The following is an 888-nucleotide window of genomic DNA, read 5'->3' on the forward strand; positions in this document are numbered from 1 at the left end:
TTACCATACTTCTAAACTGCTGTTCGTTATCTATTTGTAGCCCTTGATTCTTCTCATAAATTTCTGACAATCGCCCGGACACCTGGCCACTATCTCCTAGCTCAGTCACTTTCCCAAAGTGGGCAGGGAGAACAATTAAATGCTGGGACAGCTCTTTATAACGTAGATACAAGGTCTGGTGTAGATCACCTACCCAGTCTTCTGCTAAACCAGCAAGATCAGGACGACCAATGGATTCGATAAACAGAATATCACCCGATAACAAATACTGATCATCTATGATCAGCGATGTGCTTCCTATTGTATGACCTGGAGAGTAGACCGGTTGAATGTTAATGTAGGTGTCCCCTACCGAAATCACTTGACCCTCTTCTAACTTCGCAAAGTTGAATGTTACTTCAGTAGCATCTTTAGGAGGCAGCCAATACGTTGCGCCAATCTTCGCTGCTAGCATTTTACCTCCTGAAATATGATCTGCATGTAGATGTGTGTCAATAGTATGCTTGATTTTCACACCTTTTTCCTCAGCAAAACGCTCATAAACCTCTGTCATTCTAAGCGTATCAACAATTGCAGCTTCTCCATTTGAGATAATCATATAGGACAGGCACCCTTTGCCAATCCGTACAAATTGATAAATAGATCCTCCATTTAGAGAGTCACCTATTTTAACGGGTTCCAGATGTTCGATCCAAGACTTCATACCACCTACCAAATAACAAATGTTCGTGCGGCCAGCTTCAGCCAGCTGCTCGGCGACAAATTTAGATGACCCTTCTTTGGCACAGACAACAAGAATTTTTCCACCACTAGGGATTTGATCAAGAGCAGGATCTATACTATCCAATAAATCAAAATAAGGAATATTAATGACATCAATCTTATGCC

1 protein-coding gene is annotated in these 888 nt (G+C 41.7%); it reads right to left on the bottom strand.

From position 1 onward, the window contains the following. On the bottom strand, positions 1-888 hold an 888-nt coding region (locus tag AC1DWN_RS34470; RefSeq protein ID WP_477563300.1), incomplete at both ends, for an MBL fold metallo-hydrolase.

The organism is Paenibacillus sp. P4_A7, from assembly GCF_056402455.1.